This is a genomic window from Thermococcus sp. MAR1, from assembly GCF_012027305.1.
In the GTDB taxonomy this organism is placed as follows: domain Archaea; phylum Methanobacteriota_B; class Thermococci; order Thermococcales; family Thermococcaceae; genus Thermococcus.
The window spans coordinates 1-435 of sequence record NZ_SNUF01000015.1 but is presented as its reverse complement, the minus strand read 5'-3'; the positions used below and the strand labels follow the sequence as shown (position 1 = coordinate 435).

The following is a 435-nucleotide window of genomic DNA, read 5'->3' as shown; positions in this document are numbered from 1 at the left end:
AAGACGCCTATCAGCAGGATTATGATGTTTATCACCCTTTTAAGCTTCTCCCTATCTGCCATCGTGTTCACGTGGGTCCCAAAATAAACGCCGGGCAGCGTACCGAGGATCAGCGCAGCTGCAAGGTGATAATCCACGCTTCCCATGAGGGCATAGTTGAGGAAGCTGAAGGTCGAAAGGGCTAGCCCATAGACTATCGTAACGCCGACAACTTCTTTCGGATCAAGCCTCGCCACGTTCATCAGTGTGAAGCTCACTATGACGCCAGCTCCGACGGAGGTGAACTGCACGGTAAGTCCAACGATGAAGCCGAGGAGATAAACGTAAGCCCACCTCGGCTTTATCGGAACGTGAAGCTCACCCTTGAGAAGGCTCAGAACCGCGCTGATGACCAGAATAAGGCCGAGGAGAAGTGTTAGGTAGTCGTTGAGGACC

1 protein-coding gene is annotated in these 435 nt (G+C 52.6%); it reads right to left on the bottom strand.

Features of this window, described 5'->3' with window-relative positions; all coding sequences use genetic code 11:
- The coding region (locus E3E25_RS11340) for a sulfite exporter TauE/SafE family protein (RefSeq protein WP_167893413.1) at window positions 1-435 on the bottom strand (435 nt) is incomplete at both ends.